This is a genomic window from Comamonas kerstersii, from assembly GCF_002056725.1.
In the GTDB taxonomy this organism is placed as follows: domain Bacteria; phylum Pseudomonadota; class Gammaproteobacteria; order Burkholderiales; family Burkholderiaceae_C; genus Comamonas; species Comamonas kerstersii.
In genome coordinates this window covers 209,002-234,644 of the sequence record NZ_CP020121.1, presented here as the reverse complement: position 1 = coordinate 234,644, position 25,643 = coordinate 209,002, and the positions used below count along the sequence as shown (strand labels likewise).

Genomic DNA, 25,643 nt, shown 5'->3' with positions numbered 1-25,643 from the left:
TTTCAATGAAACCAGTTATTGCCCTTGTTGGGCGGCCCAATGTGGGCAAATCCACCTTGTTCAATCGGCTGACAAAGTCCCGCGACGCCATCGTCGCAGACTTTGCCGGTCTGACGCGTGACCGCCATTACGGTCAGGGCAGACAGGGTAAGCACGAGTACATCGTGATCGACACGGGTGGTTTCGAGCCTGATGCCTCCAAGGGCATCTTCAAGGAAATGGCCAAGCAGACCCGCCAGGCTGTCGCTGAAGCCGATGTGGTGCTGTTTGTGGTGGATGCGCGTGATGGCCTGTCTGCACAGGACCATGACATCGGTAACTACCTGCGCCGTCTGGGCAAGCCCTGCGTGCTGGTGGCCAACAAGGCCGAAGGCATGAAGTCCGGCGCCCAGCTGTCTGAGTTCTACGAACTGGGCCTGGGTGAGGTGTACCCCGTCTCTGCCGCACACGGTCAAGGTGTGCGCGGTCTGGTCGATCAGGCGCTGGGCCTGCTGAACCTGCCCGAGGCACCGGAGGACGAAGACACGATTGAGAACGTTGAGGCGCGTCCTGTGCGTCTGGCGCTGGCCGGTCGCCCTAACGCAGGTAAATCCACGCTGATCAATGCCTGGCTGGGTGAAGAGCGTCTGGTGGCGTTCGACATGCCGGGCACCACACGCGATGCGATTTCCGTACCGTTTGAGCGCCACGGTCAGAAGTTTGAGCTGATCGACACCGCAGGTCTGCGCCGCAAGGGGCGCGTGTTTGAAGCCATCGAGAAGTTCTCGGTGGTCAAGACGCTGCAGGCCATTGAAACGGCCAACGTGGTGCTGATGCTGATCGATGCCACCGAAGGTGTGACCGATCAGGATGCGCACATTGCGGGCTATATCCTGGAAAGTGGCCGTGCTGTTGTGATTGCAGTGAACAAGTGGGATGCGGTCGATGACTACCAGCGTCAGCTGGTGGAGCGCTCCATTGAGACACGTCTGGGTTTCTTGCGCTTTGCGGCCATTCACTTCATCTCGGCGACCAAGCGCCAGGGTCTGGGTCCGCTGTGGGCATCTATCGTGCAGGCGCACAAGGCGGCGACTTGTAAGATGCCGACGCCTGTGCTCACACGCGTGCTGCTGGAGGCTGTGCAGTATCAGACACCTAAGAAGGTGGGTGCATACCGCCCCAAACCACGCTATGCGCACCAGGGCGGCATGAATCCACCCATCATTGTGGTTCACGGCAACTCTCTGGAGCACATTACGGAGGCATACAAGCGTTTTCTGGAAGGACGCTTCCGTAAAGAGTTTGATTTGGTGGGAACGCCTCTGCGGATTGAGTTCAAGACTTCCCATAACCCCTATACCGACTGAGGACGGGAAGCCATTACCATGGCGCTGGTGCGAACGAATCCCTAGGGGATGAGGGAGCACAGAGCGCTGTGGTAAGGTGTCGGTTTACAACAAAATTTCCGAACACGGAGAATATCGTGAGCAATAAAGGTCAACTCCTGCAAGATCCTTTCCTGAACGCACTGCGCCGCGAGCACGTGCCTGTCTCCATCTATCTGGTAAATGGCATCAAGCTGCAAGGTCAGATTGAATCTTTTGACCAGTACGTAGTGCTGCTGCGCAACACAGTGACACAAATGGTCTACAAGCACGCCATCTCCACCATCGTTCCCGGTCGCGCCGTGAACTTCAACGTGGCTGACAACAACGACAACGAGGCAGCGGCCGCTTGAAACTGTTGATTCATCCTTTCCCCGCGCAGCAGCGCGGGGCTGGGGAGGCTTGGATATGAGTGCGTCGTCCAGTTCCTCCCCTGACGCCACCCCTGTCGTTCTGGTTGGCGTTGACTTCGGACTTCCCCATTTTGATGCTGAGCTTGAAGAGTTAGGGCTGCTGGCCCAGACCGCAGGCTTGGATCCTGTCGCACGAATCACCTGCAAGCGCAAGACGCCAGATGCCGCTCTGTTTGTCGGCAGCGGCAAGGCGGAAGAAATCCGCATGCTGGCGCAGATGCATGGAGCCCAAGAGGTCCTGTTTGACCAGGCGCTCAGTCCTGCGCAGCAGCGCAATCTCGAAAAATACATGCAGATGCCGGTCAATGACCGTACTTTGCTGATTTTGGAGATCTTTGCGCAGCGTGCACGCAGTCATGAGGGTAAGCTGCAGGTGGAGCTCGCACGTCTGCAATACATCAGCACACGTCTGGTACGTCGCTGGACCCACCTTGAACGCCAGATGGGTGGTATTGGTGGGCGTGGTGGACCTGGTGAAAAGCAGATTGAGCTGGACCGCCGCATGATTGCCGAGGCCATCAAGCGGACCAAGGACAAGCTGCAGAAAGTCAAGAAGCAGCGCCAGACACAACGCCGCCAGCGTGAGCGCAGAGATGTGTTCAACATCTCGCTGGTGGGCTACACCAATGCGGGCAAATCCACACTGTTTAATGCACTGGTCAAGGCGCGGGCCTACGCGGCTGACCAGCTGTTTGCGACCCTGGATACCACCACACGGCAGCTGTATCTGACGGAAGCGCAGCGCTCGGTGTCCTTGTCTGACACTGTGGGCTTTATCCGCGATCTGCCGCATGGTCTGGTGGAAGCCTTCCAGGCCACGCTGCAGGAGGCGGTGGATGCAGACTTGCTGCTGCACGTTGTCGATGCATCGAACGAAACCTTTCCTGAACAAATGGATCAGGTGCGCAAGGTGCTGGGAGAAATCGGCGCGCTGGATATTCCGCAGATTCTGGTGTTCAACAAGCTGGATGCCCTGCCGGATGGACGCAAGCCTGTGCAGCTGCAGGATACCTACGATGTGGACGGTGTGGCCGTGCCTCGTGTCTTCGTCAGTGCGCGTTCAGGCGAAGGCCTGACGCAGCTGCGCCAGATGCTGGCCGATGCTGTACTGTCCAGCAAAGGTGCTGCGGATGCATCGCAGGAAGATGAAAGCCTGCAGTTGCCGCCAATTTCCCCAGAAGAAGACGATGATTGAGCAAAGCGCCTGATTGAAGATTGGGCACAATGCCATTTGGTTCATAGCAATACCAATTGAGACTTTTCGCATGAATTTCCTGAATCGCGCCCCTCGATGGGCAGTGCTGCCAGAACGCTTGCGGGGGATGTTCAATCTGAATGATCCCCGCTGGGGCCGTGGAGAGGACAACAACACGCAGGGCGAGGGTGAGCAGCGCCCGGATTCTGACCGTCCTGTTCCGCCGCCTTCTTCGCAACAACCCTCCCAAGGGCGTAACAACCAGGCAGGTCAACCACCGGATCTGGATGAACTGTGGCGTGACCTCAACCGTAAGCTCTCGGGCTGGCTGGGTGGCGGCAACAAGCCACCACGCGGTGGTTCACAGGGTGGCAGTCAGCCTCCTGAGATGAAAGGTGCAGGTCTGGGCGTGGGTCTTATTGGCGGTGTGGCCGTGCTGGTGTGGCTGTGCTCTGGCTTTTTCATCGTGCAAGAAGGTCAGCAGGCGGTGATTACACAGTTTGGCAAGTACCACTCCACAGTCGGTGCGGGCTTTAACTGGCGTCTGCCATGGCCTATCCAGAGCGATGAACTGGTCTATGTGTCGCAAATTCGCTCGGTGGAAGTGGGTCGTGACAACATCGTCAAGGGTACAGGGCTGCGTGATTCGGCCATGCTGACCAAGGATGAGAACATCGTCGAAATCAAGTTCGCCGTTCAGTACCGTCTGAATGATGCGCGTGACTGGCTGTTCCAGAGCAAGAACCCTGATGTGGCAGTGGTGCAGGCGGCTGAAAGCGCAGTGCGCGAAGTCGTGGGCAACATGAAGATGGATGCTGCGCTGGCCGACGAGCGTGACCAGATTGCGTCCCGCGTGCGTGATCTGATGCAGAAGATTCTGGATCGCTACAAGGTGGGTGTGGAAGTCATTGGCGTGAACCTGCAGCAAGGCGGTGTACGTCCTCCTGAGCAGGTGCAGGCTGCGTTTGACGATGTGCTCAAGGCAGGTCAGGAACGCGAGCGTGCCAAGAATGAAGCCCAGGCCTATGCCAACGACGTGGTGCCTCGTGCCCGTGGTACTGCAGCGCGTCTGAAGGAAGAGGCAGATGCCTATCGCAGCAAGATCGTGGCGCAGGCTGAAGGTGATTCGCAGCGCTTTGTGCAGCTGCTGCCTTCCTACCAGAAGTCTCCGCAAGTCATGCGTGATCGCATGTACACCGATGCCATGAAAGAAATTTACGGCAACGTGACCAAGGTGCTGGTGGATTCCAACAAGGGCTCCAACCTGCTGTATCTGCCGCTGGACAAGATCATGGATAGCGCCAAATCGCAGCAATCCTTCACATCGGAAGATGCTGCGCATGCACCTGCATCGAGTGCATCCGGCAATAGCAATGCGGCGGCAGGCACTTCACGTGCACGTGAAGTAAGCCGTTCGCGTGATCGCGATCCACGCTGAGGAGATAGCTTGTGAATAGAGTTGGATTTATCGCATCTACGCTGCTGGTGGTGATTGCGCTGGCAAGTTCGATGCTCTTTATCGTGGATCAGCGCCAGTTCGGTGTGGTCTATGCACTGGGACAGATCAAGTCGGTGATTACCGAGCCCGGTCTGCACGTGAAATTGCCACCACCTTTCCAGAACGTGCGCTATATCGACAAGCGTCTGCTGACGCTGGATAGCTCGGACGTTGAGCCCATGCTGACCGCTGAAAAGCAGCGCGTGGTGATCGACTGGTATGTGCGTTGGCGCATCTCTGACCCACAGGAGTACATCCGTAATGTGGGGTTGGACGAAGCCGCTGGTGCAGCGCAGCTCAACCGTGTGGTGCGCAATGCCTTCCAGGAAGAAGTGAACAAGCGCACCGTGCAGGAGCTGCTGTCTTCGCAGCGTGAGTCTTTGATGGCTGACGTCAAGAAGGAAGTGCTGGAAGCCGTGAACGGCAGCAAGCCTTGGGGTATTGATGTGGTGGATGTGCGTATCACCCGTGTGGACTATGCGGAAACGATTACCGAGTCCGTATTCCGCCGCATGGAAGCGGAACGCAAGCGCGTGGCCAATGAGCTGCGCTCCACAGGTCTGGCCGAAGGTGAAAAGATTCGTGCGGAAGCCGACCGTGAGCGTGACATCACCATTGCCAATGCCTACCGTGATGCCCAGAAGGTCAAGGGTGAAGGTGATGCTGAAGCTGCTCGCATTTATGCAGATGCCTTTGGCAAGGAACCCAAGTTTGCGAACTTCTACCGCAATCTGGAAGCCTACAAGCAGACCTTCACCAGCAAGGGTGATGTGGTGGTGGTGGACCCCTCCAGCACAGAGTTCTTTAACGCTTACCAGGGCTCGACCAAGTCTGACAAGTAAGCGGCTGGCCTGAAAAGTCCGATAGGGCGCTGCATGGCGACATGCCAGCCCCGCATAAAGCCAAGACGTTGCTGCAAGCACGGTCTTGGCTTTGCTTTTTATGGGAGGTTCTTTATGGGCTATCGCACTCTGAGTGGCTTTGCTGTCCCGTATGCAATAACGTGCATCGTGGGTGGGCCTTAAGCCTTTATTAGGGATGGGTGTTGATAGCCGATAGAATCACGTTTTTAACAGCTGCTCCATTTTTTCCATGTCCGCTTGGGTCCTGCCGGATCATATTGCCGATGTCCTGCCTTCTGAGGCACGGCATATCGAAGAGCTGCGTCGAGGATTGCTCGATACGGCACGCAGTTATGGGTATGAATTGGTCATGCCCCCGCTCCTGGAGTATCTGGAGTCTTTGCTCACCGGCACGGGTGAAGCACTGAACTTGCAGACGTTCAAGCTGGTGGACCAGATCTCTGGTCGTTCCCTGGGCTTGCGCGCAGACATGACGCAGCAGGTTGCACGTATCGATGCACACCTGCTCAATCGCCAGGGTGTCACACGTCTGTGCTATTGCGGCCCTGTACTGCATGCAACACCAGATCGCCCACGTGCAACACGTGAGCCTCTGCAGTTTGGTGCAGAAATTTACGGTCATGCAGGCCCTGAAGCGGATATTGAAGCGCTGAGTCTGGCGCTGGCCTGCGTGCAAGGCGCAGGGGTAAAAGATTTCACCGTTGACCTGGCAGATGTGCGCATCGTGCGCAGCCTGCTTGCAGGTGTAATGGTTGAGGCCAGCGTGCTGCAGAAAGTGCATGCGGCACTGGCTGCCAAGGATGCTACAGCGCTGGCTGCGCTCACCAAGAATTTTCCCCAATCTTCGCGTGAAGGTCTGCTGGCACTGCTGCAGCTGTATGGGGATGTGGCTGTACTGGATGAGGCAGAAAAAGCACTGTCGCACACGCCTGGTGCGCAGCATGTGCTGCAGCATCTGAAATGGTTTGCGGCGCAGTTCCCCGATGCGAATGTGACATTCGATCTGGCAGATCTGCGCGGCTACTCTTACTACAGCGGTACACGTTTTGCGTTGTACGCCCCGGGTGCCAGCGATGCGCTGGTGCGTGGTGGTCGCTACGACGAAGTCGGTGCCGTATTTGGACGCAACCGCCCTGCGGCGGGCTTCTCGCTGGACATCAAGCAGCTGGTGTCGGTGGTGCCATCGCGTCCGCTGCGGGCGGCCATCCGCGCTCCCTGGGGAAATGACGCACAACTGAGTCTCACTATTGCGCAGCTGCGTAGCCAAGGTGAGACTGTGGTGTGTGTGCTGCCCGGGCACGAGAGCGAGGTGGACGAATTCCACTGCGACCGAGTACTGGTGCAAAGCGCCGGTCAATGGGTCGTTCAAGCCATCTAAGGCATTTTTCAATTCATCGGATTTGAGATTATGAAAGCAACCAAAGGTCGCAACGTGGTCGTCGTCGGCACCCAATGGGGCGACGAAGGCAAGGGTAAATTGGTCGACTGGCTGACCGAAAGCGCCCAAGGTGTGGTGCGCTTCCAGGGCGGCCACAACGCTGGTCACACTTTGGTGATCAACGGTGTCAAGACCGCGCTGCACCTGATTCCCAGCGGCATCATGCGTCCCGGCGTGAAGTGCTACATCGGCAACGGTGTGGTGCTGTCCGTGGGTAAGCTGTTCGAGGAAATCGAAGGTCTGGAAAAGGCTGGCGTGCAAGTGCGTGACCGCCTGCGCGTGTCGGAAGCTTGCCCCTTGATCCTGCCTTTCCACCAAGCACTGGACGTGGCCCGTGAAGCGGCCCGTGAACAAGGCGGTGTGCAAAAGATTGGTACGACCGGCAAGGGTATTGGCCCTGCTTACGAAGACAAGATTGCCCGCCGTGCGCTGCGCGTGCAGGATCTGAAGTACCCAGAGCGCTTTGCCACCAAGCTGCGCGAGCTGCTGAGCCTGCACAACCATATTCTGGTGAATGTGCTGGGCTCCAAGAACTTTGACTTTGGCGCCGCACTGAGCCCCTACATGAAGGATGGCGAAGTGCAGTTTGATGCGGTGTACGACGAAGCCATGCGCCATGCAGAGCTGCTCAAGCCCATGATCGCTGACGTGTCGCGTGAACTGAACGACCTGCATGCCGAAGGCGGTAATCTGCTGTTCGAAGGTGCACAGGGCACACTGCTGGACGTAGACCATGGCACCTACCCCTACGTCACATCGTCCAACTGCGTGGCTGGTAACGCTGCCGCTGGCGCAGGCGTTGGCCCCGGCATGCTGCACTATGTGCTGGGTATTACCAAGGCCTACTGCACACGCGTGGGTGGCGGTCCATTCCCCACCGAGCTGGAATGGGAAAAGGAAGGCACACCAGGCTGGGTCATGTCTACCGTGGGTGCTGAAAAAGGTGTGACTACCGGCCGTTCGCGCCGCTGCGGCTGGTTTGATGCTGCGCTGCTCAAGCGTTCGGCCCAGATCAACGGTCTGTCCGGTCTGTGCATCACCAAGCTGGACGTGCTGGACGGCATTGAAGAGCTGCAGCTGTGCGTGGGCTATGAGCTGGACGGCGAGAAAATCGACATCCTGCCTCTGGGTGCTGACGACATCGAGCGTTGCAAGCCTATCTACGAATCCATCCCTGGCTGGACGGATTCGACCGTGGGTGTGACCGACTACAACGCGCTGCCTGAGAACGCTCGCCGTTATCTGAAGCGTATTGAAGAAGTGACGGGTGTGCCAATTGCCATGATTTCCACCAGCCCTGACCGTGCGCATACTATCCTGATGCAAAACCCCTACGCAGCGGCGTAGCCGGTATTGCCTCTATAAACACGCTCCTCGCGCAATTAAACAGGAATACCTACCATGTTGACTGAAGACGGCAAGCACCTGTACGTCAGCTATGACGAATACCACGGTCTGATTGAAAAGCTGGCCCTGAAAATCCACCAGTCTGGCTGGGAATTTGACACCATCTTGTGCCTGGCCCGTGGCGGCCTGCGCCCCGGTGACATTCTGAGCCGCATTTTCGATAAGCCCCTGGCCATCATGTCGACCAGCTCCTACCGTGCAGAAGCAGGTACGGTACAGGGTCATCTGGACATTGGTCGCTTCATCGCTACTCCCAAGGGTGAGATTGCCGGCCGTGTGCTGCTGGTTGATGATCTGGCGGATACTGGTGTGACACTGAACGCCGTGGTCAAGCGTCTGAGGGAAAACTACGCTCCCATCACCGAGCTGCGTACAGCCGTGATCTGGACCAAGGGTGTGTCCAGCTTCAAGGCTGACTACTCTGTGGAAGACCTGCCGACCAATCCCTGGATTCACCAGCCTTTTGAAGGCTATGACAACCTGACGCCTGCCAAGCTGATGGAAAAGTGGAAGCTGTAAGCACGGCTTCTACGGTCTAAGACGCTTCCAAGCAAAATGCCAGTCAGTGTTTGCACTGACTGGCATTTTTTATGTGCACGCAGCGTTGAGCTGCGAAAGAGGGTGCTTCAGGCGCGAAGGCGAATGCCTGCACTCTGGGCCAGAGTCTGCAGACTCATATAGTTCTTCTGCTGTTTCAGCTCCAGTTCTGGCAGCGCCTGCTGCAGCATGGCGTAGAGCTCTTCCTTGACGCGCAGCTTCTGTTTTTTCAGCTGTTCAATTTCCAACTGCAGGCTGGGGGACTTGCGATTGAGCAAAGCCTGAATCTCTGCATCCAGCGTGCTGTGTTTGTCGCACAGGTAATCAAAGCGTTTGTCACGTGCTCGCAGTTGCTTAATCTGTTCAGGGTATTCGGTGAACATAAGCTTCCTTTCGTCATGAAGACATGTCGGGTACCGAGGGCACCACGGCTGAATCTTGCAGTGCAGCAACATCCAGTGCACAAAAACAAAGAGCACCACGAGGGTGCTCTTTGCTCAGAACTCAGGCGGCATCTGTCTTGCGCAGCAGTTCGTAGATCTGCTCCTTCAAGACCAGCTTTTGCTTTTTCAGCAACTCGATATCGTTTTGATAGGCAGGAGAGTTTTTGTCTTCCAGCTGTTTCACTTCATGGTCCAGCTTGTTGTGCTCGTCAAAAAGACGGCTGAAGTGACGGTCATTGGCACGCAGGTGGGCGATTTGCTCACGGTACTCAGGAAACATGCTTGGCCTTTCTCAAAAGCGCATTGTGAGAAGAAGCTGCCTGACCGGATGGTCTACTGCAGCGCCTTCAGACCATTCTTGCATAGAGCTTTGCAGCTGGGAACTTGCAATATGTAAGCGAAGTGTGTTTTATTGAGTCAGCGCAGATGGGTAAGCATTTCCTGCTCTGTTTTTTAAACTTTTCCGACCTGTGTGGACAACCATTGCATGCTGTCGTGCAGCTCCTGCGGGTGGATGTTGTGCTGGCAGGGATATTCGTGGTAGCTCAGGGCGACGGGCAGAGCCTGTAAGTGGTCGCGAATAGCATGTGCGCTGCGCAGTGGAATGACCTGGTCCAGCGTGCCATGGCTGATCCAGGCATTACGGCCTTGCAGCTGCGCTGGTGCCACTTGCAGCGGCAGGACTTCAGGTAGCAGGCGGCTGTGCCAGATGCATACACCGTGCATCAGCTCAGGCTGCGTTAGCAGCAGGCTCAGGCTCATGATGCCGCCCTGGCTGAAGCCGCCAACGATCACGCGCTCTGCGGGCACGCCCAGCTGTTCGCTGGCCAAGCGGATGGTCTCTGCTACCACAGCGCGGCTGTGCTGTTCCTGCGCGCTGTCTATGGTGCGGGAGCCATCGGCATTCACCGAGAACATAAACCATGCATAGGCATCGCCCCCCATGGCAAAAGGCGCCTGCAGGCTGAGCAGGTGATAGTCAGCAGGTACATGGTCAGCCAGACCAAACAGGTCCTGGGCATTGCTGCCCACACCATGCATCAGCACCAGCAGCCAGGGAGTTTCAGTTTCGGCTGCTGCGGGGCGGTACAGACCATTCAGAGGAAGTTCAAGCATGGTGTTTTAGGAGTAAAAAATGGCTCTAGGGCTTATCCAGCAAGCGCTGGTAGCTATGCTTTCTGGTTCAGTGCGAAGGCATCCATGGCAAGCGTGCCATACATCACCTCACGGCTCAGATATTCAGCCTGCGCGTTTTGACCGCCTGCGCCCAGCGCGAAGTACAAGGTGAGAAAGTGCTCATCGGTGGGGTGGGCACGCTGCGCATGGGGTGCACGCTCTTGCCATTGCAGCAGGGTGTCAATGTCTCCGGTCTGTATCTGCATTTCAATCCAGCGGCAGAACTCGGTCACATAGTCAGCGGTGGGCTGTGCGCCGCGAAACAGCTCGCGCAGGTTGTGTGTCATGCTGCCGCTGCCCACGATGAATACGCCTTGTTCGCGCAGGCTTTGCAGGGCTTGGCCCATGGCATATACATCCGCTGCATCAGCCATTTGTGGCAGCGCTACTTGCACCACGGGGATATCGGCCTGTGGGAACAAATGCATCAAGGGCACCCAGGCGCCGTGGTCCATGGGGCGATTGGGATCCAGGCGCGCACCAAAGCCTTGTGCGCTGAGCAAATCTGCCACTTCCTGCGCTAGAGCAGGGCTGCCTGGTGCAGGGTACTGCAGCTGGTACAGCGCTGGAGGAAAACCGCCAAAGTCATGCCAGGTTGCAGGCGCGGGGTGGGCCATGACTTCCACAAAAGGTGACATCCAGTGCGGAGACATGATGACAATGCCGCGCAGCTGCGGATGGTGGGCGCGCAAGTCCTTGCCCCATTGCTGCAGGGCTGGGCCGGTGCTGCCAGGCTCCAGGGCGAACATGGGGGAGCCGTGTGAAACAAACAGCGTGGGCAGACGCTGGGCATGGGACAGGGATGTGCGTGTGTTTGACATAGTCTCCATCTTAGGTCGTTGCAGTGTTAACACTAGTCATGTATTGCAGCACGCACTGTCCTGAGAATACGGTTAATGTGGCAGCACCTGCTTCAGCAGGCCTTGGCCAGAAGTGGCAGCAGTGCGGCGTGAAAGGCATGGGGCTGCTCATACTGCACCCAGTGGCCAGCGCCAGCAATGCGCTGCATGCCTTGCCATTGAGCGGCGTGGTCGCCCATCAGCGCAGCAACGGTGTCTAGATCATCCGGGTAGAGCGCATCGAAAGCACCATAGATGGCAGCCACCGGGCATTGCACCTGGGCCAGTGCGTGCAGCAGGATATCGGTGCTGGAAATACGGCGGCGTGGCAGGCGGTCGCGGCGCACATTGGCCACATGCAGGGCTACGGTGTCCCGGTCAATGCAGCTGCTGTCATGCAGCATCAGTGCGCCCAGGTTGTAGATGTGGTGCAGCAACTGTTCGCGCGGGTCTTGCAGGTGGCGCCAGCCTTTGAGACGAAATGGCTGCTTGCTGCGCAGCCCTATGCCAGGGGCCCCCACCAGCACCAGCTGCTCCACCAGATGCGGGTAGTTGGCAGTGAGCATGCCAGCCGTCATGCCGCCAAAAGAAAAGCCCAGCAGTCGCACAGCCTGCAGGGGAGATAGCGTCTGCAGCAGATCTGCCAGCACGGGCAGCATGCCGTCGGCATCGGAGACGCCCGGTGGGACATCTGAGTCACCAAATCCTGGCAAATCGACCGCCCACACATCATGCCCCGCTTCCAGCAGCGGGCCGATGCTGCGTACCCAGTGCGTCCAGCTGCCGCTGCCGCCATGGAATAAGACCAGGGGGGGGAGCCCATTGGGCTGTACAGCTGCCCAGTGGTGCACGGTGGTGTGTCCACCTGCATGGGGATGGGTCAGTCTGGTGGCGCTGGCTTGCCAGTGCAGTACCTCCAGGCTTTGCTGCTGTCCTGCCGCAATGGCTGCGATGGCTTCAGGGCTGTCCGCCCAGGGCAGGGTGGAAGGTGTGGTGGATGCATGCATGAGGCGGTGGGCGCTGCTCACCACTGTGCGACAGCGTCAATTGCAATGCCGTAGCCAGCGACACCCAGCCCACAGATCACCGCGCGCGCTACGGGGGACAGATAGGAGTGATGACGGAACGCTTCGCGCGCATGCACATTGCTGATATGCAGCTCCAGCAGGGGCACACCTGTACCCTTGACGGCATCCATCAAGGCAATGCTGGTGTGGGTGTAGGCGCCGGCATTGAAGATCAGCCCAGCCAGTTCGCCCCTGACATGAAATTGCCCGGCCTCATGGATCCAGTCAATCAGCTGACCTTCGTGGTTGCTCTGGTGAAAGCGCAGCGTCAGGCCATGTCGCGCTGCGGTCTGCTCGCACAGTTGCTGCACATCGGTCAGCGTCTGCGCGCCGTACACCGCAGGCTCGCGTGTGCCGAGCAGGTTCAGATTAGGGCCGTTGAGGACGAATACGGTTTTAGCCATGGCAAACACTCTTCAATCAAACACCAGGAGCCGCGATTATGCGGCTCCTGTAAGCCCTGGCCATCGCTTTTAGCGACGATGGGGTGGCGGCCCGTAATGCATGTGACCGCGGCGTTTTGGGGCGTGCTTGTAGTGTCCGGGTGGAATATGGTGGCGAGGAGGTGGTCCATAGAATCCGCGAGGGGGTGGTGCGTACACCACATAAGGCGGTGGCATATGGCGCACGGCACGCGGTGGTGGCGGAGGAGGAGGCGGAGCGACATAGACCGGGACGCCTGGCACATAAATTCCGATTGATACACCGACATTGCCTGCCTGTGCCTGAGTGGCTGCCAGTGCTGCGAACAGGCTCACAGTCGCCAGACAGCGTATGCCAAGGTGGTGAGTGAGTGCTGTGTGCATGTGATTTTTCCCTTCTGAGCTGCTGATAAGCCTCATAACGCTGCAGCTTACGTTTTGGATGTCGGCACAAAGGTAAAACAACGGTAAAGGCGTGTGTCGGTTTGTTTGCAGCGGTGCAGACCTGTATGCCCTGCAGAGCAAGGGGCATGGCCTAGAACACCCGCAGTGCCAGCTTTCTCTTGCAAGGCGGCCTACAATCATCAGGATATGAGCACACCCGCCAACACCAACAACGACACATCGGAAGTGGTCAAGCCCACCAACTTCCTGCGACAAATCATCGAAGCCGACTTGGAAAAAGGCACGCATGCTGGCCGCCGCTGGGGCGGTGCGCCTGGCGATGCCCAGCACCATGAACAGGGTCAGGTGGATGAAGCCAAGATTCGCACGCGTTTTCCGCCCGAGCCCAATGGCTATCTGCACGTAGGTCATGCCAAGTCCATCTGCCTGAACTTTGGTCTGGCGCGTGACTACGGCGGTGTGTGCCACCTGCGCTTTGACGACACCAACCCAGAAAAAGAAGACCAGGAATACGTGGACAGCATCAAGGATGCCGTGCATTGGCTGGGCTTTGACTGGAAGGATGCACAGGGCAACAGCAACCTCTACTACGCCAGCAACTATTTCGACTTCATGTACCGCGCCGCCGTGTATCTGATCGAACAAGGGCTGGCCTATGTGGATGAGCAGTCGGCCGAAGACATGCGCGCCAACCGTGGCGACTTCACCCGCCCCGGCGTGAACAGCCCCTTCCGCGACCGCAGCGTGGCCGAGAACCTGCAGCGCTTTGCGGACATGAAGGATGGCAAGCTGGCCGATGGCGCTGCGGTGCTGCGCGCCAAGATTGACATGGCTTCGCCCAATATCAATCTGCGTGACCCAGCCATCTACCGGGTGCGCCATGCCGAGCACCACAACACCGGCAACCAATGGTGCATCTACCCCATGTACACCTTCGCGCACCCCATTGAGGACGCGCTGGAGCACATCACCCACTCCATCTGCACGCTGGAGTTTGAAGACCAGCGCCCCTTCTATGACTGGTTGCTGGACCACCTGCGTGAAGGCGGCCTGATTGCCTCTCCCCAGCCCCGTCAGTATGAGTTTGCACGCCTGAATCTGACTTACGTCGTCACCTCCAAGCGCAAGCTCAAGCACTTGGTGGACAGCGGCACGCTGACTGGCTGGGATGACCCTCGCATGCCTACCATCGTGGGCCTGCGCCGCCGTGGCTATACGCCTGAGTCGATCCGCAACTTCTGCGAGCGCATTGGCGTGACCAAGGACTACAGCTGGATTGACTACGCCACGCTGGATGGCTGCCTGCGCGAAGACCTGGAAAACAAGGCCCACCGCGCCATGGTGGTGCTGGACCCCGTGAAGCTGGAATTGACCAACTGGGCAGAAGTCTTTGGCGCAGCGGACCACGTCGAACAGTGCAGCTTGCCTGCTCTGCCACACCATGCAGAAGGCGAAACTGTGCCTGAGCGCCAGTTCACGCTGGGCCGCGAAGTATGGATTGAGCGTGAAGACTTTGCCGAAGTGCCTCCCAAGGGCTACAAGCGCCTGTTCCCCGGTAACAAGGTACGTCTGAAGGGCGGCTATGTGATTGAGTGCACAGGCTGCGAAAAAGATGCTGACGGCACCATCACCAAGGTGCTGGCCACTGTGGTGCCTGACACCAAGAGCGGCACCCCTGGTGCGGACTCTGTCAAGGTCAAGGCTGCCATTACCTGGGTGGGTGTGCAGGATGGTATTGAAGCCGAAGTGCGTCTGTACGACCGTCTGTTTACCGATCCACAGCCTGATGCAGGCGGCAAGGACTATCTGAGCCTGCTCAATCCTGACAGCCTCAAGGTCGTGAAGGCCTATGTGGAGCCCTCGCTCAAGGCGGCGCAGCCTGACGACAAGTTCCAGTTCGAGCGCTTTGGCTACTTTGTGGCCGATCGCAAGGACCACACGGCCGACAAGCCCGTGTTCAACAAGATCACAGGTCTGAAGGACTCCTGGGGCAAGTAATTCTGGGCATTGCTTCATCTGCATAAAGGCTGCTTCGGCAGCCTTTTTTCATGTGCGCAAGCATGTGCAGATGGGATTTTGTATTCATAGAGTTTTTGGCCTCTAGCGCCGATGAAATAAGCGCGAGTAGCTATAAAAATCAAGAATCAAAGCGTTAAAACAACACTTGGTGCGTACTTACACTGCGCTTTGCCTGCCATACCTACAATCTCGCAGCGCAAGCCGTTTGCTTGCCCATGCAGATTTTGAAGAGGCATTCATGAAAAAACTAGCCATTGGTGCAGTGAGCATCGGCGTGCTGGCTGTCGCTGGCGCATTGGCAACCAGCTATTACGTGGGCGGGCGTATTGAGCAAGCCATTGAGCAAACGGCAGATTCCTGGGCAGAGGGCAGCGGCGTCACCGTACAGGTGATGGACTATGAGCGCGGCATCATCAGTTCCAAGGCCACCACGCTATGGTCGATTGCTACCGAAGATGACACCTATGAAATCACGGCCAAGCATGACATCCTGCATGGACCATGGCCCATGGGTAAAGCCGCCAAAGTGGTGTCCCGCTTCCTGCTACCTGAAGGTACAGACCCTGCACTGGTCAAGGCCCTAGAGCAGCGCGCACCGCTGGAATGGACGGCATTGGCGGACTGGTCGGGCGCAACCTCCAACCACATGGAGTCACCCAGCTTCAAGGCAGCGTTTGAAGATGGTTCAGCCCTGACCTGGGGGGGGCTGCAGATGGAGTGGACGATGTCTGCAGAGATGGATGCCACCAAGGGCTTTGCACGCATGCCTGCTGTGCAGGCTGAAGAGCAGGACGGCAGCCGCATGGAAATGTCCGGTGCGGAGCTGAGATTTGATGCCCGTATTCCACAGGGCTACAGTTTCTGGCTAGGTTCCAGTGCCATGCAGCTGGAGCATCTGAATGTGCGTGATGCCACCGATGAATCGACGGTCAGCGTGCAGGGCGTTGAGATCAAGAGCGTGAACCAGCTCAAGCAGGAATTGCTGAGTTCGGACATGTCGCTGCATGTCAAGGAGCTGCAAAGCCCGAGCTTCAGCACCAAGAACATCCTGCTGCAGATCCAGGCAAACAATATCAATGCGCCCTGGTTTGAGCAGTGGATGGGCATGATGCAGACGGCAGGCAGCACAGATGAGCAGGTCAACCAGCTGATTGAGACGCTGCCTCTGCTGCTGGAAGGTAAGCCAGAGCTGCAGATCCAGCGTCTGAGTATGGACAGCAGTGATGGCCCGGTGGCGCTGTCCGCTTTCCTGCGCTATGTAGGCGAACAGCCGCAAGCCTTTGACCCTGCCATGGATATGGCCGGGCAGGTACAGCTGTCCATGCCTGTGCAGTTTATCAAGCTCATCATGGACGGCCGAGTGCGCAACGACTATGTCCAGTTGCTGGAGCAGATGGGGAGTGAGGTTGAGGAAGAAGAGCTGCAGGCCGCCGTCGAAAAGGGTGTGCAACAGCGTCTGCAAATGCTGATTGATAACGGCGTTCTCAAGCAAGGGGCAGACGGTGTGAGTGCGACCCTGAGCTTCTCGGAAGGTGAGTTCAAGCTCAATGAGCAGCCCCAGACGCTGCAGCAGCTGCTGGGCATCGGTAGCGTGCTGTAAGCAGCAGCGATACCGCGTTCCAAACAGCAAGGGCTACCCATGGGTAGCCCTTTTTGTTAAGAATATGGCTCTAACGCTGATGTAGAAAGCGTTAGCAGCTATTAATTTTAAGCGTATGCCTGTGTGCCGTGCTTGCCGTCCACCAGCTTGCCAGCGGACAGCGACATCATGAGCAGCGCAATGCGCTCGTGCATGATCAGCGTGTGCGTATTGCCACTTTCCACCATGTACTGACGCAACTGCTCGCGCACCTTGGCTACGCCGGTGACATCGATGATGATGTCCACCTCCTCGCCCTGGCGCACAAAGTCCATGAAGTTGTCAGACACGGGCACGCCGTGCTCACGGGCCAGGGCGATGCCGGGCAGATCCAGATTCAGATCTGCCACGCCTGCGACCTGAATAAAGCCAGATTGCAGCAGTTGCTGCAGCAGTGGTGCACCGGTTTCTCCTGCACCAATCATGACGATACGAAATGCTTGCATGAATGTTTTCCTTCAGTCAGTCTGTATGGCAGTTGCGCCGCGCAGCATGGCTGCAAAGTGTCATGCCAGCAGGAATAGAACTTTCTGCGCAAGCTCAAGAATGCAGCGTTTCAAGCTATGGAAAACAGAGAAAACAAGAGGTGAATACTCGCCTCAGAAGGCCTGTCATGACGGCCTGTGAATGAGGTTTACTTGCTGCCCGTACGTGCAGAAGCAGGGTCGATCAGCAGGTAGCGGTGCATGAGTTCAAAGAAGCTGTCGTAGAACTTGTCGCTGCTGACGGTTTCACTGCCAATCTTGATCATAGAGTCATGACCGGCAGCCACTGGTACGGAGACGGTGCCGAGCATGCTGACGCCAACACTGGCGGAGTTGCTGGCCATCTTGAGAGCAAAGGTGTCTTGCAGCGCGCTCACGAAACCTACGCTGAGTGTGTTGTCGCTGCCTTCGATCACGCAGGTCACGCGAATATTCATCTGCACATGGCGGTCGGCCTTGGGCTGAAAGCTTTTCTGGCCTTCCACCACTTCCTTGTCAGCCTTGTTGATGACATATCCCTGGCTTAGCAGTGCCCGGCGTGCAGCTTCACAAGTCTGTGCGGGAGTCGCTTCAAACATGCGTGAATACGTAGCAGCAGAGCCAAATTGCTCCTCTACCTTGGGCATGGCCTCCGGCATCTGGCTATGCCCTAAGCCAGAACAGCCTGCCAGCAGCATTGCGATGCCAAGGCCTGTAAAAGCTGCGTTCATCCCGTGTGTTGACTTGCCCATGCGTACCAGAAACATGACCGAATTCCGTAAAGCCGTCATTGTGCACCTTGTGAAAAAAACCAGCTTGTTTTCGTGTAAATTGCTCACTTTTTAGGAGCTTAAGAGGTAGTGTACTCAGACAGAAAGCAGGCGTTTTACAGATAATTTGTCTCAAAACGTATCGGGAAGAAGTCTCACAAACAATTAGATACAACGAACTGAAGGTGCAGGGCTTCTAAGGGCAAGCTCCAAGCTGCAGTTTCATATGCTTGGATCTTGCTCACGCGGCACATAAGAGCTTGTTTTCGAAGTCAAGACAACAAGCTTGGTTGTACCCGTTGGCCGCAGGCTGACAGAAGCGCGTGAGTAGCTCATAACGAAAAGGAAATGGCGCGATGTCGTCTCTGAAATCAATTGCTGCAGCTTGTGTACTGACCACTTTTGCGCTGGGCTGTACGCATGCCACGGATGTGCAAAAACGTCCACAACCAACGAGCGCGTCGACGCCTGTCTCGCTGCAGACCCATCACTGGCAGTTGAACCAGGTGCGAGATGTGGATGGCAGCACCGACATGCAATGGCAGCGTAGCGTTGCAGCCAGTCGCGTTCCTGTGGAGCTGCTGTTCACTGGCGAGAATGCACTGGTGGTCAAGCGCCTTTGCAACAACATGCATGGCAGCTATGAAGCTCAGGGTGATGCGCTGCAAGTCAGCCGCATGGTCTCCACCATGATGGCCTGCAATGATGAAAAGATGATGGCTCTGGAGCGGCAGGTCGCCCAGCAGCTGCCCAAGGTGCAATCCTGGAAGATCACCGGTTCTGAGAATGCGCCTGTACTGGCGCTCACTTTCCAGGGTGGGGTGGTCTGGGAGCTCAAGGGCAAACCCACCTATGAAACACTGTATGGTCCGAGCGAGCAGATGTTTCTGGAGGTTGCTCCCGATAAAGTAGTCTGTCACCATCCATTGGTGGAGAACGCGCAGTGCTTGCAAGTGCGTGAAGTCAAATATGATGCCCAGGGCATCAAGCAAGGCTTTGGCACATGGGGCAATTACTATGGCTCCATTGAGGGCTACAGCAAGCAGCCCAATGTGCGCAATATTTTGCGCATCAAGCGCTACACCAATCAAAATGCACCAGCTGATGCGTCCAAGTATGTGGATGTGCTGGACTTGGTTGTTGAAAGCGAAATCAAGCGCTAAGTCTCGTCATCGACACACTTTCTACAGTGCAAACAAACAGCCCTTGCTTCAGGCAAGGGCTGTTTGTTTATGAAGCAGGGCCTGGGTGGTTCAGGCGAAACGGAAAGTTCCGTTCACGAACATGGATGCGCGATGGCCAGAATCGCTCATTTCATCTGCGGAGGACCAGAAGGCCTTGACGGTGCAGGTCTCTGTATCAATGACCTGGCTGACGGTAAAACCTGTTTTTTCTACCCAGTTCAGAAAATGCAGCTTGTCAGACAGTTGCAGGTAACTCAGGCGTTCCTGTCCCTGTGTGACATTGCCGTGTTTGTCCGTTACTTTCCACTTCAGCTCTCCGCGCACTGAATAACTCACATACGCTGTACTCTCTGGAAACTCTATGACTGCGTTTCGTCCGAGTAAAGCTCCTGTGTAGTGCATTGTCATTTTTAAATCCCTTCACCTACTGTGCCAACATGTGCTGGCCGTGCATGCAAGCAATTGTTGAATTGCTTGTTGTGCATGGCCTGTGGGAGGACTGCTCGATATAAAGCAAGTTTTGTGGACTACAGCATTCAGACTTTGTGTGCTCAGAAGTCCCGGAGGCTGCGCGCCAGACGGAGTTTTTCCAGTTGCTGTCGCAGCTGCAGGCTTTGCTGCTGCAGGATGTGATGCACATGCTCTGGTAACGCGTACTCGCAAGTACGCTGGTAGGCCTGCAGCAGCTCATACTCTTTTTGCTCACACTCCAGCAGCAGGGACTCAGGGTCAGCTTCCAGCAGATGAGACTGCATGGAACTCCAGTGCCTGCGCATTTTGTGGACCAGTCTATGGCTGAACGACTGTGATGTACGTCGTACGACGGGAAGCTTTGCCAGACTGCGTGAAAAGTCACGCAACATCCGTGCATGCTGATTGACGACTTCGGTGACAAAGTCACTCACGCGCATTTGTGCAAGGCGTGTCAGTTCACCCGACAGATGCAGGCCGTGCCGATAGAGTGACTTCAGCATTCTGGCCATTTCCGGTGTCAGCGAGGAGGCTGGTGCGGCAGGTTGCTGCCATGCATGCTGCTGTTGCAGTGCATGCCGCCAGCCGTCCTGGACAGCAGAGCGCGCCTCTTTCCATGACAGCAGACTGGTGGTGCGCTGGCTGCTCCACTGCTGGGCAAGATGTGCTTCGAGCGTGTCAAAGCTTGAGAGTGGGTGCTGTACGGCATGGAGCCAGCCCAGCTCATACGCAGGCTGGTATTGGTCGTAGCTGCGTCCCGCTACGTAATAGGGGCGGTGTGCAAAATGTTTGCGCCAGTACTGATTTTCCAGATCGGCCAGCAAGCGCATCTGTATGTCAATGACACTGAGCGTGTAGGCGTTTTGGGCGCCCAGTAGCTGGGGGGCAGACGGTGTTGCTGATGGTGTGATGTAAAACCGCATATGAAGTGTCAATGGATGCATGTACGGCTTTCTGCACCGCAGCAATCAATTGTCAACGACTGCAATTTTTTGACAGTCGGTAGAGATAAGCGGTAGATGTAGGACGAATAGCGGGGGCTGCGCAAGCCGTGGTGCCAGTCGCTGACTCCAGTATGAGACTGCAGTGCTCTAGCGATGCCTTCAGAGTAAGCGCCTGCTGCTGAATATCTGATCCCCTGCAAAAAACAAATGCCGTTCACGGTTGTGAACGGCATTAGCGGTGTTGGCGCGGTGGTTTATCGGGCTTCGTCCTGGGCCAGACGCTCTGCGCTGTCTAGACCGAGCTCCTGAATTTTCCGGGTAATGGTGTTGCGGCCAATCCCCAGGCGCTGGGCAGCTTCCATTCTGCGGCCATGGGTCAGCGTAAGCGCGGTGGTGATGAGGCTGGATTCAAATTGCTGGCTCAGAATGTCCCAGACATCCTTGCCTTCAGTCTGCAACAGTTTGCGAGCTTCGGCTTCCAGCAAGCTTCTCCAGTTGTCTGCAGCCGCCAGGCCTTCTGGCGCAGCTTGCACCGTGGAGGCCGTATTGGGCAGTGGTGAAGGCGTATCCAGCGGCTGGCCTTCTGCTTCTGCCAAGGCTGGCTGTGGCGCTGGCTTGCCATCGCTTTCCAGCACCTCTGGGGGCAGGTCCTGCAGGGAAATCTGCTGCGCAGGTGCCATTACTGTCAGCCAGTGGCAGATGTTTTCCAGCTGGCGCACATTGCCCGGGAACTTGAATTGCACCAGGCGCTGCAGGGCAGCTTCGGAAATGCGTTTGGGTTCTACGCCGAGCTGCTTGGCACTGCGCTGCAGGAAGTGCCTGACCAGCATGGGAATGTCTTCCGCGCGCTCACGCAGGGAAGGCAGGCGCAGGCGAATCACGTTCAGACGGTGGAACAAGTCTTCGCGGAAGACGCCGTCCTTGACGCGCTGCTCCAGATTCTGGTGGGTGGCTGCAATCACGCGCACATTGCTCTTGACGGCTGTGTGACCACCGACGCGGTAGAACTGCCCGTCAGAAAGCACGCGCAGCAGGCGTGTCTGCAGATCAAAAGGCATATCGCCAATTTCATCGAGAAAGAGTGTGCCGCCTTCGGCCTGTTCAAAGCGACCACGGCGCTGGGTTTGGGCGCCCGTGAACGCGCCACGTTCGTGACCAAACAGCTCGGACTCCAGCAGATCTTTTGGAATGGCGGCCGTGTTGATGGCTACAAAGGGGCCATTGGATACGGGAGAGTGCTTGTGCAGTGCGCGTGCGACGAGCTCCTTGCCTGCGCCAGACTCACCAGTGATCAGCACGGTCACTGCGCTCTGGCTCAGGCGGCCAATGGCGCGGAAGACATCCTGCATGGCTGGGGCTTGTCCCAGCATTTCAGGCATGGCACTGATACGCTCTTCGGCGACCAGCTCATGCTCGGTTTCTTCCACGGCACGGCGGATCAGCTCTACGGCCTTGGGCAGGTCAAAAGGCTTGGGCAGATATTCGAATGCGCCGTGCTGGAATGCAGAGACTGCACTGTCCAGATCCGAATATGCCGTCATGATGATGACGGGTAGGCCAGGGTGCTGGGTGTGTACCTCTTCCAGCAGCTGCAGGCCGGAGCCGCCAGGCATGCGAATATCGCTGACCAGTACCCGGGGGCCTTGATGCGATGGATCACCCTCAGGAATCTCTGCCAGTGCATGCAGCACTTCACGAGGGTTGCTGAAACTTCGGGTTTCCAGATTCTCGCGAGCCAACGCCTTTTCTAAGACGAAGCGGATCGAGGGGTCGTCATCTACTATCCAGATCGGCTTCATATGCTGTGTTTACCTTCCGTTGCTGTGCATGGTTGTCGGCCCGAAGTCTTATGGCAGCGGGATCAGAATACGGAAGTCCGTGCGCCCAGGCATGCTTTCGCATTCAATAAGACCATGGTGGCGCTGCACAAAAGTCTGTGCCAGCGGCAGTCCTAAACCTGAGCCTCCATCCCGTCCGGTGACCAGAGGGAAAAAAATCCGCTCCTTGATGTGATCCGGTACGCCGGGGCCGTTGTCAATGACATGCAATTCCAATGCCAGTCTGTGGCGCTGGCGGCCAATCGTCACCTGACGCGCAACCCGGGTGCGCAAGGTGATTTCAGCATTACCACCAGTGGTAATGGTGTCGGACAAGACCAGTGCTGCGTTCTGCACAATGTTCAGCAGAGCTTGTATGAGCTGTTCCCGGTCGCCCTTGAACTCTGGGATGGAGATGTCGTAGTCGCGTCGGATCTTGAGGCCTTGCGGGTATTCCAGCAGCACCAGTGATCGCACGCGCTCACACACTTCGTGAATATTAAGGTCGGTGAGCTGGTGGGGATGGCGGTGCGGTGCCAGCAGACGATCGACCAGGCTTTGCAGGCGGTCCGCCTCGTGGATGATGACCTGGGTGTATTCGTGCAACTCTCTGCTGTCCAGTTCCATTTCCAGCAACTGCGCTGCACCCCTGATGCCACCCAGCGGATTTTTGATTTCATGGGCCAGATTGCGCACCAGCTCTTTGTTGGCCTGGGCCTGCTCCACCAGGCGCTCTTCACGGTCTTGCCGGGCTTGCTGCTCCAGCATCCACAGCTCAATCAGCTTGTAGTTCGTGTGTTCGACCGGTGTGACGGTGACATGCACAAACAGCGCATCCTGGCTGTTGCACAGCAGGCTGGTATCAAAACTCATGGCTGCGTAGCTTTGGCCATCTGCAGCCTGCAGGCCGCTTTGCAGCAATGATGGTGCGGACAGGTATTGGGCAAACTCGCTGCCCTCCAGCATGCGGCGCGAGATACCCATGGCACTTTCCAGCGCGGCATTCGCAAAAATAAGCAGACCTTGCTGATCGACTACAGCGGTCAGCGTAGACAGCAGGTCCAGAGCGGCAAAACGCTGGGCTGGGCTGGAGGAATCTGGATGCATGAAATCAAATCTATGAATTAATTGCCTTTGTGGCGCGAGAGTTCACGCTGAATGCCTGCAATATCAGCTTCCTGGCGTGCGATATTGGCTTTCAAGGCTTCCAGCCGTTCCATGTAGACCTGCGGGTTGCGCAGTTCCAGCGCAGTTTTGACGGGGTTGCCGCCGTTGTACTCTTCCTGGAGTGCCTGGAGCCTTTGCTGCGCTCTTTCGAGCTCTGCCTGCAGGATGCTGCGGGCATCGCTGTCACGCGATTCTTGCTGGACAGGGTCTACTTTGGCCGCGCGGTTCGGGCTTGGCTTGCTGTCTGCGCTGGCAGAGGGTTTGCTGCCTGAGCGTGGGCTGTCTGTGTGTACCACGGTCACATGACCGCCTTCTACCACCTGGCAGTTGCGCTGCTTGGCGATGGTGGCGTTATTGGTGTACTCATTGCCGCAGCGGTATATCTGGTCCTGGGCCATGGCTGTTCCGTACAACATGACTGTGCTCATACAGCTGCCTGCCAGCATGACGATCCATCGGTGCATTTTTTGCCTCCAATCAAAAGCATCCATCCCATTTCCTCTGAAAGGGTCGCCGCATTTTGCAATGTGCTGCATGGCTTGTCTTTGATTGATTGCGCGCATTCATGGAAGTTTTCCGAAAAAAATGGCAACCGTGGGGTTGCCATTTTTTGCAGGTGGGCTGCACTCCTTTGCAGGAGCACAGCAATCCCGTGGATTACAGCGAGTAGTACATGTCGTATTCGACAGGGTGTACGGACTGGCGGTAGCGGGTCACTTCGCCCATCTTTAGTTCGATGTAGGCATCGATCATGCTGTCGCTGAACACGCCGCCCTTGGTCAGGAAGGCGCGGTCTGCGTCCAGTGCTTCCAGTGCCTGATCCAGGCTGTGGCACACGGTGGGCACCAGCTTGTCTTCCTCTGGGGGCAGGTGGTAGAGGTCCTTGGTTGCAGCTTCGCCGGGGTGGATCTTGTTTTCCACGCCGTCCAGACCCGCCATCAGCAGGGCAGCAAAGCCCAGGTAGGGGTTCATCATAGGATCGGGGAAGCGCGCTTCCACGCGGCGGCCCTTGGGGTTGCTCACGTAAGGAATACGGATGGAAGCGGAGCGGTTCTTGGCAGAGTAAGCCAGCTTCACGGGCGCTTCAAAGCCGGGCACCAGACGCTTGTACGAGTTGGTCGAAGGGTTGGTGATGGCGTTCAGGGCGCGGGCGTGCTTGATGATGCCGCCGATGTAGTACAGCGCGAAGTCAGACAGACCGGCATAGCCGTCACCGGCGAACAGGTTCTTGCCATCCTTCCATACGGACTGGTGCACGTGCATGCCGGAGCCGTTGTCGCCGTTGTAGGGCTTGGGCATGAAGGTCGCGGTCTTGCCGTAGGTGTTGGCCACGTTCCAGATCACGTACTTTTGTACTTGGGTCCAGTCAGCGCGTTCCACCAGGGTCGAGAACTTGGTGCCCAGCTCGTTCTGGCCGGCACCAGCAACTTCGTGGTGGAACACTTCGACAGGAATGCCCAGAGATTCGAGGATCAGGGACATCTCTGCGCGCATGTCTTGCGTGCTGTCGACAGGAGGCACGGGGAAGTAGCCGCCCTTGACGCGAGGACGGTGACCGCGGTTGCCGCCTTCAAACTTAGCGCCTGTGTTCCAGGGTGCTTCGTACTCTTCGATTTCGTAGAAGGGGTTGTGGGCTTCTGTGCTCCAGCGCACGCCATCGAAGATGAAGAATTCAGGTTCTGGACCGAAGTAGGCGGTGTCGCCGAGGCCCGAAGCCTTCAGGTAGGCTTCTGCGCGCTTGGCGACAGAGCGGGGGTCACGGTCATAGGCCTTGCCATCACCGGGCTCGATCACATCGCACTGCAGAAACAGTGTGGTTTCTTCAAAGAAGGGGTCGATGTTGGCGGTGTTGGGGTCGGGCATCAGCTGCATGTCCGATGCTTCAATACCCTTCCAGCCAGCGATCGACGAACCGTCGAACGCATGGCCCGAAGTGAACTTGTCTTCGTCAAAGTGCGACACAGGCACAGTTACGTGCTGCTCCTTGCCGCGGGTGTCGGTGAAGCGCAGGTCAATGAACTTGACCTCATTCTCCTTCACCATGTTCATCACGTCTGCAACGGTCTTAGCCATCAGGTTCTCCTGGAAAAGCGCTTCATAG

The 25,643-nt window shown here is 57.1% G+C and carries 25 protein-coding genes; 11 read left to right on the top strand and 14 right to left on the bottom strand.

Features of this window, described 5'->3' with window-relative positions; translation table 11 throughout:
- Nucleotides 1–5: 5 nt before the first annotated feature.
- The 8 genes from der to B5M06_RS01080 all read left to right on the top strand — a co-directional run bounded on the left by der (nt 6) and on the right by B5M06_RS01080 (nt 8,697).
- Nucleotides 6–1,346 (top strand): ribosome biogenesis GTPase Der, encoded by a 1,341-nt coding sequence (gene der / locus B5M06_RS01115; protein WP_054066410.1) that lies wholly within the window; start codon nt 6–8, stop codon nt 1,344–1,346.
- Nucleotides 1,347–1,462: 116 nt separating this feature from the next.
- The gene (hfq, locus tag B5M06_RS01110) at nt 1,463–1,717 is read left to right on the top strand and encodes an RNA chaperone Hfq (protein WP_054066409.1); all 255 of its coding nucleotides are present in this window, start codon (nt 1,463–1,465) and stop codon (nt 1,715–1,717) included.
- 55 nt (nt 1,718–1,772) lie between these two features.
- Entirely contained in the window at nt 1,773–2,972 is a 1,200-nt protein-coding gene (gene hflX / locus B5M06_RS01105) for a GTPase HflX (protein WP_054066408.1), read from the top strand.
- A 70-nt stretch (nt 2,973–3,042) separates the two neighbouring features.
- Nucleotides 3,043–4,410: an FtsH protease activity modulator HflK gene (gene hflK / locus B5M06_RS01100; RefSeq protein WP_054066407.1), complete on the top strand. Its 1,368-nt coding sequence runs from the start codon at nt 3,043–3,045 to the stop codon at nt 4,408–4,410.
- 11 nt (nt 4,411–4,421) lie between these two features.
- Nucleotides 4,422–5,312 carry a protease modulator HflC gene (gene hflC / locus B5M06_RS01095; protein ID WP_054066406.1) on the top strand — a complete coding sequence of 297 codons (891 nt, stop codon included), beginning with the start codon at nt 4,422–4,424 and terminating at the stop codon, nt 5,310–5,312.
- 250 nt (nt 5,313–5,562) lie between these two features.
- Complete coding sequence (locus tag B5M06_RS01090; protein ID WP_054066405.1) at nt 5,563–6,711, top strand: ATP phosphoribosyltransferase regulatory subunit; 1,149 nt, start codon at nt 5,563–5,565, stop codon at nt 6,709–6,711.
- A 30-nt stretch (nt 6,712–6,741) separates the two neighbouring features.
- Nucleotides 6,742–8,118 carry an adenylosuccinate synthase gene (locus tag B5M06_RS01085; RefSeq protein ID WP_054066404.1) on the top strand — a complete coding sequence of 459 codons (1,377 nt, stop codon included), beginning with the start codon at nt 6,742–6,744 and terminating at the stop codon, nt 8,116–8,118.
- 54 nt (nt 8,119–8,172) lie between these two features.
- Nucleotides 8,173–8,697 (top strand): phosphoribosyltransferase, encoded by a 525-nt coding sequence (locus B5M06_RS01080; RefSeq protein ID WP_054066403.1) that lies wholly within the window; start codon nt 8,173–8,175, stop codon nt 8,695–8,697.
- Between the two features lie 107 nt (nt 8,698–8,804).
- Here B5M06_RS01080 and B5M06_RS01075 read toward each other — a convergent pair whose 3' ends face one another.
- The 6 genes from B5M06_RS01075 to aroQ form a co-directional block, all read right to left on the bottom strand.
- On the bottom strand, nt 8,805–9,098 hold the full coding sequence (locus tag B5M06_RS01075; protein ID WP_077344473.1) for an HP1242/YdcH family protein: 294 nt from the start codon (nt 9,096–9,098) through the stop codon (nt 8,805–8,807).
- A 121-nt stretch (nt 9,099–9,219) separates the two neighbouring features.
- Nucleotides 9,220–9,438, bottom strand: a complete 219-nt coding sequence (locus B5M06_RS01070) for an HP1242/YdcH family protein (RefSeq protein WP_054066402.1) — start codon at nt 9,436–9,438, stop codon at nt 9,220–9,222.
- A 173-nt stretch (nt 9,439–9,611) separates the two neighbouring features.
- Complete coding sequence (locus tag B5M06_RS01065) at nt 9,612–10,274, bottom strand: alpha/beta hydrolase (protein WP_054066401.1); 663 nt, start codon at nt 10,272–10,274, stop codon at nt 9,612–9,614.
- 53 nt (nt 10,275–10,327) lie between these two features.
- Entirely contained in the window at nt 10,328–11,155 is an 828-nt protein-coding gene (locus tag B5M06_RS01060) for a dioxygenase family protein (RefSeq protein WP_114070918.1), read from the bottom strand.
- A gap of 92 nt (nt 11,156–11,247) precedes the next feature.
- The gene (locus tag B5M06_RS01055; protein ID WP_080025324.1) at nt 11,248–12,180 is read right to left on the bottom strand and encodes an alpha/beta fold hydrolase; all 933 of its coding nucleotides are present in this window, start codon (nt 12,178–12,180) and stop codon (nt 11,248–11,250) included.
- A 17-nt stretch (nt 12,181–12,197) separates the two neighbouring features.
- The gene (aroQ, locus tag B5M06_RS01050; protein ID WP_054066399.1) at nt 12,198–12,644 is read right to left on the bottom strand and encodes a type II 3-dehydroquinate dehydratase; all 447 of its coding nucleotides are present in this window, start codon (nt 12,642–12,644) and stop codon (nt 12,198–12,200) included.
- Between the two features lie 609 nt (nt 12,645–13,253).
- Here aroQ and B5M06_RS01040 point away from each other — a divergent pair.
- Both B5M06_RS01040 and B5M06_RS01035 read left to right on the top strand, forming a co-directional pair.
- A complete protein-coding gene (locus B5M06_RS01040) occupies nt 13,254–15,065 on the top strand; it encodes a glutamine--tRNA ligase/YqeY domain fusion protein (protein ID WP_054066398.1) in 1,812 nt (603 codons plus the stop codon).
- 259 nt (nt 15,066–15,324) lie between these two features.
- A complete protein-coding gene (locus tag B5M06_RS01035; protein ID WP_162777414.1) occupies nt 15,325–16,686 on the top strand; it encodes a YdgA family protein in 1,362 nt (453 codons plus the stop codon).
- A gap of 107 nt (nt 16,687–16,793) precedes the next feature.
- Here the strand turns inward: B5M06_RS01035 and B5M06_RS01030 are convergent, their stop codons facing one another.
- Both B5M06_RS01030 and B5M06_RS01025 read right to left on the bottom strand, forming a co-directional pair.
- Nucleotides 16,794–17,171, bottom strand: a complete 378-nt coding sequence (locus tag B5M06_RS01030; protein WP_054066396.1) for an oxidoreductase — start codon at nt 17,169–17,171, stop codon at nt 16,794–16,796.
- Nucleotides 17,172–17,359: 188 nt separating this feature from the next.
- The gene (locus tag B5M06_RS01025) at nt 17,360–17,836 is read right to left on the bottom strand and encodes a DUF2242 domain-containing protein (protein WP_240183973.1); all 477 of its coding nucleotides are present in this window, start codon (nt 17,834–17,836) and stop codon (nt 17,360–17,362) included.
- A gap of 479 nt (nt 17,837–18,315) precedes the next feature.
- On the opposite strand from B5M06_RS01025, the gene B5M06_RS01020 reads away from it, so the two are divergent.
- Nucleotides 18,316–19,122, top strand: a complete 807-nt coding sequence (locus B5M06_RS01020; protein WP_077344476.1) for an META and DUF4377 domain-containing protein — start codon at nt 18,316–18,318, stop codon at nt 19,120–19,122.
- Nucleotides 19,123–19,212: 90 nt separating this feature from the next.
- Here the strand turns inward: B5M06_RS01020 and B5M06_RS01015 are convergent, their stop codons facing one another.
- The 6 genes from B5M06_RS01015 to glnA all read right to left on the bottom strand — a co-directional run bounded on the left by B5M06_RS01015 (nt 19,213) and on the right by glnA (nt 25,615).
- On the bottom strand, nt 19,213–19,551 hold the full coding sequence (locus B5M06_RS01015) for a MoaF-related domain-containing protein (protein ID WP_054066394.1): 339 nt from the start codon (nt 19,549–19,551) through the stop codon (nt 19,213–19,215).
- 143 nt (nt 19,552–19,694) lie between these two features.
- A complete protein-coding gene (locus B5M06_RS01010; RefSeq protein ID WP_080025130.1) occupies nt 19,695–20,537 on the bottom strand; it encodes a hypothetical protein in 843 nt (280 codons plus the stop codon).
- Between the two features lie 275 nt (nt 20,538–20,812).
- A complete protein-coding gene (gene ntrC, locus B5M06_RS01005) occupies nt 20,813–22,357 on the bottom strand; it encodes a nitrogen regulation protein NR(I) (protein ID WP_054066392.1) in 1,545 nt (514 codons plus the stop codon).
- Between the two features lie 48 nt (nt 22,358–22,405).
- Nucleotides 22,406–23,482, bottom strand: coding sequence for a nitrogen regulation protein NR(II) (gene glnL, locus B5M06_RS01000; RefSeq protein ID WP_054066391.1), 1,077 nt, complete (start codon nt 23,480–23,482; stop codon nt 22,406–22,408).
- A gap of 17 nt (nt 23,483–23,499) precedes the next feature.
- The gene (locus B5M06_RS00995; protein WP_240183972.1) at nt 23,500–23,958 is read right to left on the bottom strand and encodes a hypothetical protein; all 459 of its coding nucleotides are present in this window, start codon (nt 23,956–23,958) and stop codon (nt 23,500–23,502) included.
- Nucleotides 23,959–24,199: 241 nt separating this feature from the next.
- On the bottom strand, nt 24,200–25,615 hold the full coding sequence (gene glnA, locus B5M06_RS00990) for a type I glutamate--ammonia ligase (RefSeq protein ID WP_054066389.1): 1,416 nt from the start codon (nt 25,613–25,615) through the stop codon (nt 24,200–24,202).
- Nucleotides 25,616–25,643 lie beyond the last annotated feature (28 nt).

Excerpts from the sequence above, each read along its gene's own strand:
- ntrC (WP_054066392.1), bottom strand. The coding sequence starts at position 22,357 with ATGAAGCCGATCTGGATAGTAGATGACGACCCCTCGATCCGCTTCGTC.
- B5M06_RS01090 (WP_054066405.1), top strand. The coding sequence starts at position 5,563 with ATGTCCGCTTGGGTCCTGCCGGATCATATTGCCGATGTCCTGCCTTCT.
- B5M06_RS01040 (WP_054066398.1), top strand. The coding sequence starts at position 13,254 with ATGAGCACACCCGCCAACACCAACAACGACACATCGGAAGTGGTCAAG.
- B5M06_RS00995 (WP_240183972.1), bottom strand. The coding sequence starts at position 23,958 with ATGTTGTACGGAACAGCCATGGCCCAGGACCAGATATACCGCTGCGGC.
- aroQ (WP_054066399.1), bottom strand. The coding sequence starts at position 12,644 with ATGGCTAAAACCGTATTCGTCCTCAACGGCCCTAATCTGAACCTGCTC.
- hflX (WP_054066408.1), top strand. The coding sequence starts at position 1,773 with ATGAGTGCGTCGTCCAGTTCCTCCCCTGACGCCACCCCTGTCGTTCTG.
- B5M06_RS01060 (WP_114070918.1), bottom strand. The coding sequence starts at position 11,155 with ATGTCAAACACACGCACATCCCTGTCCCATGCCCAGCGTCTGCCCACG.
- B5M06_RS01075 (WP_077344473.1), bottom strand. The coding sequence starts at position 9,098 with ATGTTCACCGAATACCCTGAACAGATTAAGCAACTGCGAGCACGTGAC.
- B5M06_RS01065 (WP_054066401.1), bottom strand. The coding sequence starts at position 10,274 with ATGCTTGAACTTCCTCTGAATGGTCTGTACCGCCCCGCAGCAGCCGAA.
- B5M06_RS01085 (WP_054066404.1), top strand. The coding sequence starts at position 6,742 with ATGAAAGCAACCAAAGGTCGCAACGTGGTCGTCGTCGGCACCCAATGG.
- B5M06_RS01020 (WP_077344476.1), top strand. The coding sequence starts at position 18,316 with ATGTCGTCTCTGAAATCAATTGCTGCAGCTTGTGTACTGACCACTTTT.
- B5M06_RS01070 (WP_054066402.1), bottom strand. The coding sequence starts at position 9,438 with ATGTTTCCTGAGTACCGTGAGCAAATCGCCCACCTGCGTGCCAATGAC.
- glnA (WP_054066389.1), bottom strand. The coding sequence starts at position 25,615 with ATGGCTAAGACCGTTGCAGACGTGATGAACATGGTGAAGGAGAATGAG.
- glnL (WP_054066391.1), bottom strand. The coding sequence starts at position 23,482 with ATGCATCCAGATTCCTCCAGCCCAGCCCAGCGTTTTGCCGCTCTGGAC.
- B5M06_RS01035 (WP_162777414.1), top strand. The coding sequence starts at position 15,325 with ATGAAAAAACTAGCCATTGGTGCAGTGAGCATCGGCGTGCTGGCTGTC.
- hflK (WP_054066407.1), top strand. The coding sequence starts at position 3,043 with ATGAATTTCCTGAATCGCGCCCCTCGATGGGCAGTGCTGCCAGAACGC.
- B5M06_RS01025 (WP_240183973.1), bottom strand. The coding sequence starts at position 17,836 with ATGCCCAAGGTAGAGGAGCAATTTGGCTCTGCTGCTACGTATTCACGC.
- B5M06_RS01015 (WP_054066394.1), bottom strand. The coding sequence starts at position 19,551 with ATGACAATGCACTACACAGGAGCTTTACTCGGACGAAACGCAGTCATA.
- B5M06_RS01030 (WP_054066396.1), bottom strand. The coding sequence starts at position 17,171 with ATGCAAGCATTTCGTATCGTCATGATTGGTGCAGGAGAAACCGGTGCA.
- B5M06_RS01080 (WP_054066403.1), top strand. The coding sequence starts at position 8,173 with ATGTTGACTGAAGACGGCAAGCACCTGTACGTCAGCTATGACGAATAC.
- B5M06_RS01010 (WP_080025130.1), bottom strand. The coding sequence starts at position 20,537 with ATGCGGTTTTACATCACACCATCAGCAACACCGTCTGCCCCCCAGCTA.
- B5M06_RS01055 (WP_080025324.1), bottom strand. The coding sequence starts at position 12,180 with ATGCATGCATCCACCACACCTTCCACCCTGCCCTGGGCGGACAGCCCT.
- der (WP_054066410.1), top strand. The coding sequence starts at position 6 with ATGAAACCAGTTATTGCCCTTGTTGGGCGGCCCAATGTGGGCAAATCC.